Here is a 7036-nt window from a genome sequence, read left to right as displayed (position 1 = left end):
GCGCTGTGCCCTCCGGCCAGCGCCACGCGGTATGGCGCCCGGCGCGGGCCCAACGTGCAGGAAAGGACTATGAAGCTCTACCTCGCCGCAGCTTTTGCACTGCTGGCATTGCTCATTGCAGCTTCCGGAAAACACGACCTCCTCCGCAAACGCGTACTCCTCACCCGCTGAAGCAGGGCGGCGTCGTTCATAAGATTTGTCCGGGTCTGTCAATCGAGCGGTGTAACGAGGGTGGTTGGGGTCACTGACGGGAGCTCCTCCTCCGGCGCAGCCCTGACGAGACCCGAGCTGACGGGACGCTCGTCGTTGACAAGAATGAGCCGGTTCCTGGCCCAGGTGTCGAGCCGGTCGCATGCCCAAGCGGGGTCATACGCTGCCGTGGGCAGCTGGGGTATGCGCTTTCGACCGGCGTCGTCGAGTTGGTAGGGAACCTCGAAGGCCATGTTCCAGTTGTCCAGATTTGAGTCAAACCGTTCCTCCGCTTCTGCCGGACCGATGCCCAGGTACTGGGCGATCTCTGTCCAGGAGCTGCCTCGCTCGCGTTCGTAGATCACCGCCGAGATCAGAGCGCGCTCCGCGAGTTCGATGAGCTGGAATGCCTGGCTTACCCGGCCTCCGGGACCGGTGTCAGGGTCGTTCTCGGTGGCGACCAGGCCGGCGGCGCCATCCGCAGCGTCCGCTGCGTGATCGCACAGGACGAGGCGTGCCAGAGCCTGGCGGGTGAATCGGGCACGGTCGGCGTCGTAAGGGGTCGTCTCAGTCACCCCCACAGCCTCGCAGGCCGTGTCCGTGGCGAGTACCCGATATCCGCCCGGGGCCGGCCACCGCTTGACGGCTTAACTGCATGAGGCCTCTTCTCCGCGATAGTCGGAGGAAGCGGATCGTTGTCTGGACGCCCGACGCGGCCCCGCTGGCCCGGGACAGCGAAGGACCCCGGGAACACTGCCGAGAATCTGCGGTACACCTGGCGGCATGAAGCCAAGTGGTCGGCGTTCGAAGTCCTTCGGGGGTTGACGTGAGGTCAGGTGGAGGCGGGTTGAAGGAGGGTTTCGGCTGCGGTGGTGCGGGCGTAGAGGACGGAGCGGCCGACGCGGTGAGCGCTGACCAGGCCGGCTTTGCGTAGCGCGGTGAGGTATTGGGATACCCCGGCCGGGGAGAGTCCGGTGCGGTGGGCCAACTGGGTGGTGGAGGCCGGGGTCTCCAGTTCGGCCAGAAGTAGGGCCCGCGAGCGGCCGAGTACGGCGGAGAGAGTATCGGTCCGGGGAGCGGGCCGGGCCTGCCAGAGCGAGCCGGTGCCGCGCGCCGGGTAGGCGAGCTGCGGTGGACCCGGGGGCGTCGTTCGGGTGCGCAGTCCTGGTCCGGTGAAGGCCGAGGGGATCAGTAGCAGTCCCGGGCCCGCCGTCGTGCGGGTCAGCGGCTGCTTTCGTCCGGTCATCCGCAGCGCGTTGTCGTCCCAGCTCACGGATGTGTGCAGGTCGTTGAGGAGGCGGCCCGCGCCGTGCTCGGCGGCCAGGCGGGCGCGGTAGAGGATGTCCGCATCCAGAACTGCCCGGATGCGCGCCCAGTAGGGGGCGAGCGCCAACTCCCAGTAGGTTTCGATCTCTTCAGTGACCTTGGCTAGGCGACCGGGCGGGTCGGCGTGCAGGGTGCGCAGTCGGGGGCCGAGGGTTCCCTGATGGCGGGCCAGGTGGTCGAGGTCCTGGCGGACCCGCTCGGCAAGGGAGGCCCGGATCGCGTCCCACTCCTCTCCCGGTGCGGGGGTCGGTCCGGCGGGGGCGGGGTTGAGGAAGTCGGGGACATAGCCGATAGACGGGATCGGGATCAGCTCGGCCAGCCAGCCCCGGTCCAGCCCGGCGGCCACCAGACGCGGCCGCACCTGCTCGACCCAGGGCCGGTGGATCGGATGCGCGATGCCCGCCCTCAGCAGTCGGAAGCTGGGCACGACCTCCCACATCGGCGAGACCGCGAACCGCACCCGCGCCAGATCTCCCGCCGAGAACGCCAGCTCCGCCAGGACGACCACTCCCCATTCGATTCAAGCATGTCTTAATCAATGGCAGGACACCCTATCGTGCGCACATCATCGCGCCATGACCTCACAGACGACCACCGCAGCAGCGTCCGGCACCTGGACGCTCGGCGACCGCACCGTCAACCGGATCGGCTTCGGCGCGATGCGCCTGACCCAGCACGGCGAAGCCTTCGCAGCCGACGCCCTCCCACGCGACCGCGACCAGGCGATCAGCGTGCTGCGCCGCGCGCTCGACCTGGGCGTGAACCACATTGACACCGCCGCGTTCTACTTCTCGCCCCTGCGCTCGGCCAACGAACTGATCAACCGGGCACTGGCCCCCTACCCGCACGACCTGGTCATCACCACCGAGGTCGGACCGGGCCGCGACCCCTCGGGCCGGTGGCTGCCGCACGCCGCCCCCGGGCAACTGCGCGGCCAGGTCGAGGAGAACCTGCGCCAACTCGGCCGCGACCACCTCGACGTGGTGAACCTGCGCATCGTCGGCACCGACTCCATCGCCGAACGCTTCGGCGCACTCGCCGAACTGCGCACCGCCGGACTCATCCGTCACCTGGGCCTGTCCAACATCCGCCCCCACCACCTGGCCGAGGCCCAGGCCATCGCCTCGGTGGTCTGCGTCCAGAACATGTACGGCCTCGGCGCATCACCCGAGCAGCAGGAGCTCCTGGACCACTGCGGCGAGCAGCACATCGCGTTCGTGCCGTTCTACGCGATCGCCGGCACCGGACGCACCGCTGGCGCGACCACCGACCACAGCCGGGAAGTGCACGCGATCGCCCGCGCCCACGGCGTGAGCGCGGCCCAGATCCGGCTGGCCTGGACGCTGCACCAGGGCTCCCACGTCCTGGCCATCCCCGGCACCGGTGATCTCGACCACCTCGCCCAGAACGTCGCCGCCGGCTCTCTGCGCCTGTCGCAGGAAGAACTCGCCGCGCTGGACCCCTCCGCCACGGGACGGCCTGAGTAAGACCCCCATGGCATCGTGATCCACTTCTGCTGATCGGCTTGTTTGCCTTGCCTGTTCCTGCCGCCCGGCTCATCGTCCTCACTGCCGCCGAGCGGCAGCGGTTGAAGAAGGCGGCCTACGGTCACAAGACTCCGCACCAGTCCAGGGTCCGGTCACGGATCGTGCTCCTGGCGGTCCGGGGCAGGTCCAACGCCCGGATCGCGGCCGAGGTGGGCGTGCACGTGGACACCGTGCGCACCTGGCGGGGCCGCTTCGCCGACGGCGGCTTGCCCGCGCTGGCCGACCGCAGACGCAGCGGGCGCCCGGCTCGTTTCACCCCGGTGCAGGTCGCCGAGGCCAAGGCCCTGGCCTGCCAGCTCCCGGCCGAGACCGGGATGCCGCTGGCGCGCTGGTCGTGCCCGGAGCTGACCGCCCGCGGCATCACCGACAGCGTCTCGGCGTCCCCCGTGCGCCGCTGGCTGCGGCAGGACGCGCTCAAGCCCTGGCAGTACCGGTCCTGGATCTTCATCCGCGACCCGGACTTCCGCGCCAAGGCCCAGCGCGTGATTGACCTGTACACCCGCACCTGGCAGAGCGGGCCCCTGGGCCCGGACGAGTACGTCATCAGCGCTGACGAGAAGACCTCCATCCAGGCCCGCTGCCGCTGCCACCCCACCCTCCCCCCCCGGCCAGGCGAGAGCGATGCGGGTGAACCACACTTACGGACGCGGCGGCGCGCTGGCCTACCTGGCCGCCTACGACGTCCACCGCGCGCACGTCTTCGGACGCTGCGAGAAGACCACCGGCATCGACCCGTTCATGAGCCTGGTCATCCAGGTCATGAGCCAGGAACCCTACGCGAGCGCCAAGCGCGTGTTCTGGGTCGTCGACAAGGGCTCCTCCCACCGCGGCAAGAAGGCAAAGGACCGACTCAGGGCGGCATTCCCAAACGCGGTGCTGGTCCACACCCCGGTGCACGCTTCCTGGTTGAACCAGGTGGAGATCTTCTTCTCCGTCGTGCAGCGCAAGGTCGTCTCACCCAACGACTTCACCGACCTCACCCAGGTCGGGGACCGGCTCCGAGCATTCGAAGACCGCTACAACGCCACGGCACAGCCGTTCCAATGGAGGTTCACCACCTCCGACCTGGACGATCTGCTGGCCCGGCTCGACCGACACACATCCGCCGACCGACGCCAAGAATCCTTCATCGCCCTGGCAGCCTGATCAACCCCCGAAGGACTTCGAACGCCGACCACTAACAGCCTTGGGAGCGATTGAGTTCGGGGCGTGCTGGCCTGGCGGGTTGGCTGGTGGGTGATCAGCAGGCAGCCTGCCGGGCGAGCATCAGTTCCGTGCTCGCCTTGCGGCAGGTCACCCGCCGGGCGGAGCGGTCAGAGACCAGGGCTGCGATCGCGAGGTGGGTCTCGGCGTAGGTCTCGCGGCGGCCGGTGAACCGCTGCAAGGGCCGCCACTGCTTGTACTCGGCGTTGGTGTGCTCCACGCAGATCCGCGCGGACGACTGGCGGCGCCGCTGCTCGCGCCAGGCGTGGTGCTCGCCCAGCGGCGCGTCGTCCTTCGGCTTCTTCGGCGGGGCGCTGACCTGGCCAGGGAACTCGTTGGCCAGGCCCCGGTAGCCCTCGTCGACCTCGGCCTTGACCTCGGGGTGCCGGTCGAACTGCTCGGCGATGCCCTCGGTGCGCACGGCGGTCTGGTCGTGCATGCGGCCCGGCCGGACCACGCCGCTGAACAGGGTGCGACCCTGCGGGTCACTGAAGGTGGTGGTCTTGATGGTGTTCTGCTTCTTCTTGCCGGAGACGAACGCCTTGCGGCCGGGGCGATGGGCGCGGGGGCGGCGGACCTGCACTTCGGTGCCGTCGATGCGCAGGTCAACGCCCTCCGCGTCGGCGTAGGCGAACAGGTCCTCCAGCGTCCGCAGCCGCACCCCCGGCCGGTCGGGGACGGCGAAACCGCGGGCCGCCAGCAGCGGCCGGACCTCGCGGATCGCTCCGGAGACGGTGGAGCGGTCCACTGCGTACAACTCGGCCAGAGCGGCGTGCGGGATCCCAAGCCGCAGGTGGACCAGCGTGACCAGGAGCCGGTCGACGAAGACCAGGCGCTGCTTGGGCCCGGCGCCGGCCGCCCGCCTCCGGTCTCCGCCACGCCGCTCGTGTAGCGCCGACTCCCGCGTGGCCTGCCACCGGGGCGCGAGCTCTTCGAGCAACTCGCCGAAGTGCGTGCGCGGGACCCCGGACAGGGCAGGATGGGAACAGGCCGCACGGGCCCAGGTAAGCCTCACAACTCACCCAACCCGTACGGCCGTTTTCATGTCACGGGCCAGTGGCACAGCACTCTTGATCGTTTTCTGAGCGGCGCCTAGGCTCTCATGCTCATGGAGATGGGGGAACCGGACCGCGGGCGGCGGGCATGGCACGACGGGCTGGTCAGGCGTCGTGTAGCCGCAGGTCTGCTGGCCGGGGCGGGGCTGGTGATTCTGGGCACGGTGTTCGTCGTACTGCCGGGTGTGGTGGTCGACCACGATCTCGCCGGGGCGAGCGTCGCCGTGCAGGATCGGCTGAAGGCGGTGAACGATGTCCGTACGACGCTTCTGCAGGTGGTCGGCGGCCTGGTCGTGCTCTTCGGCGCGTACGCCACCTGGCGGCAACTGCGAGTGAGTCAGGACGGTTTGCGCGCCACCCAGGAGGGCTACGTCACCGACCGATTCAGCCGGGCCGTCGACCAACTCGGCAGCGACAAGCTGGATGTGCGCATCGGAGGGTTGCACGCGCTGTGGCGGATCGCGGAGCAGTCCGCCCGTGATCGGGAGGCCATCATCTCCATCCAGGCCGCGTATCTGCGTACACACCTGCCCTGGCCACCCGCCGGGCCGGAATCACCGGCGGCAGACGTGCCTATCAACGACGTCGCACCCCTGGAGACTCGCGCCGCCGACGCCCAGGTGGCGCTGACCGCGCTCGGCGTGCTGTGCCAGCACCGGGAGCAGTCCTGGGTCAATCTCAGCATCACCGACTTGCGCCGGGCCGACTGCGACGGACTGTGGTTCCCCGAGGTCAACTTCGACCGCGCTTGCATGGAGGCGGCGGGCCTGTACCACGCCAATCTGACCCAGGCGTCCCTGGTCTCGGTCAACCTGCGGCACGCCGACCTCACGACTGCGATTCTCCGCCGGGCTCGCTGCATTCTGGCGGACCTACGGGCCGCGAAGCTGGTCGAAACCGACTTGCGTGACGCCGACTTCACCGAGACCGACCTGCGCGAGGCAAACCTGCGCAAGGCCGACGCCCACGGCGCGGTCTTCCACCGCGCCGACCTCCGTATGGCCGACTTGCGCGGCACCGACTTGAGCACCGCCAACCTTGTCGAAGCACGCCTGACCGGCGCCCTGGCCAGCGAGCACACCCGCTGGCCCGCCGACTTCGACCACACGGCCGCCGGAGTCGTCGACACCGATGACCCCGGCCCCGAGCCCTCGCCCCTACTCCAGCCGCCGGGGATGATGTGGCAGGCACCGCCGCTGCGGTCCACTCCCTGACCAAGACGCGCCGGTCAAGACTGCGGCGACCGCGATCCGCCTGACCGGCGTCACTCCTCCTCAACGGCGTCCTGATCACGCAGAGGCCCAGGCCACCAGGCAGATCCGGGAGCTGATATCGCTCCCAACGTCGTAAGCGACCTCAGCCCGCTGATGGCACGCCGCCAAGATGACAGCCTCAGCTATGACCGTTTCCGAGCCGATCCTGCACTGGCCTTACTTCAGTGGCCGGACGACGTCCTTGAGTAGTTCCTCTTCGATCATGGGGACATCGGCGCCTTCGTGTATGACTACGGCGGCATCGACCTGCGCGAGGTCAGGTGGCAGCTCGGACGATCCCGGCCGCGGACTTCAATGAGATGCCGACCGGAGCGTCCGATGCTGGCTGTATCGAGAACTACGCCGAGTGGCGCATGCGGTCGACTCGGTAGTGCTCAAGGTCGCCAAGGAGACGCGCCTACGGTGTGGCTGGCGCCAGGTTCTTGCCCAGGTGGCGGTAGAT

Annotated in this window: 6 protein-coding genes and 1 pseudogene; 4 read left to right on the top strand and 3 right to left on the bottom strand. The window is 69.1% G+C overall.

The genetic code is table 11. The annotated features are described in order from the left end of the window. Positions 1-209: 209 nt before the first annotated feature. Together ACFU8Q_RS37180 and ACFU8Q_RS37175 are read right to left on the bottom strand one after the other, a co-directional pair. Positions 210-764 (bottom strand): hypothetical protein, encoded by a 555-nt coding sequence (locus ACFU8Q_RS37180; protein ID WP_384463284.1) that lies wholly within the window; start codon positions 762-764, stop codon positions 210-212. Positions 765-1021: 257 nt separating this feature from the next. Further along, entirely contained in the window at positions 1022-2023 is a 1002-nt protein-coding gene (locus ACFU8Q_RS37175) for a DUF5937 family protein (RefSeq protein ID WP_384463281.1), read from the bottom strand. A gap of 67 nt (positions 2024-2090) precedes the next feature. Here ACFU8Q_RS37175 and ACFU8Q_RS37170 point away from each other — a divergent pair, with 67 nt between their 5' ends. The 3 genes and pseudogenes from ACFU8Q_RS37170 (at position 2091) to ACFU8Q_RS37160 (ending at position 4208) form a co-directional block, all read left to right on the top strand. After that, entirely contained in the window at positions 2091-3002 is a 912-nt protein-coding gene (locus tag ACFU8Q_RS37170; protein WP_384463278.1) for an aldo/keto reductase, read from the top strand. 161 nt (positions 3003-3163) lie between these two features. After that, positions 3164-3403, top strand: a pseudogene (locus ACFU8Q_RS37165) (helix-turn-helix domain-containing protein); the annotation flags it as partial. 286 nt (positions 3404-3689) lie between these two features. Then, positions 3690-4208, top strand: a complete 519-nt coding sequence (locus tag ACFU8Q_RS37160) for a transposase (RefSeq protein ID WP_384463275.1) — start codon at positions 3690-3692, stop codon at positions 4206-4208. 94 nt (positions 4209-4302) lie between these two features. On the opposite strand, the gene ACFU8Q_RS37155 is transcribed toward ACFU8Q_RS37160, so the two are convergent. Beyond that, positions 4303-5280 carry a transposase family protein gene (locus ACFU8Q_RS37155; protein WP_384463272.1) on the bottom strand — a complete coding sequence of 326 codons (978 nt, stop codon included), beginning with the start codon at positions 5278-5280 and terminating at the stop codon, positions 4303-4305. Between the two features lie 99 nt (positions 5281-5379). Here ACFU8Q_RS37155 and ACFU8Q_RS37150 point away from each other — a divergent pair, with 99 nt between their 5' ends. Then, positions 5380-6534, top strand: coding sequence for a pentapeptide repeat-containing protein (locus ACFU8Q_RS37150; RefSeq protein ID WP_384463270.1), 1155 nt, complete (start codon positions 5380-5382; stop codon positions 6532-6534). Positions 6535-7036: the final 502 nt, after the last annotated feature.

The sequence above is a fragment of the Streptomyces sp. NPDC057543 genome, from assembly GCF_042801895.1.
In the GTDB taxonomy this organism is placed as follows: domain Bacteria; phylum Actinomycetota; class Actinomycetes; order Streptomycetales; family Streptomycetaceae; genus Streptomyces.
Note: the sequence above shows the minus strand (reverse complement) of the source record. Positions and strands in the feature narration are given on the sequence as shown.

Excerpts from the sequence above, each read along its gene's own strand:
- ACFU8Q_RS37170 (WP_384463278.1), top strand. The coding sequence starts at position 2,091 with ATGACCTCACAGACGACCACCGCAGCAGCGTCCGGCACCTGGACGCTC.
- ACFU8Q_RS37150 (WP_384463270.1), top strand. The coding sequence starts at position 5,380 with ATGGGGGAACCGGACCGCGGGCGGCGGGCATGGCACGACGGGCTGGTC.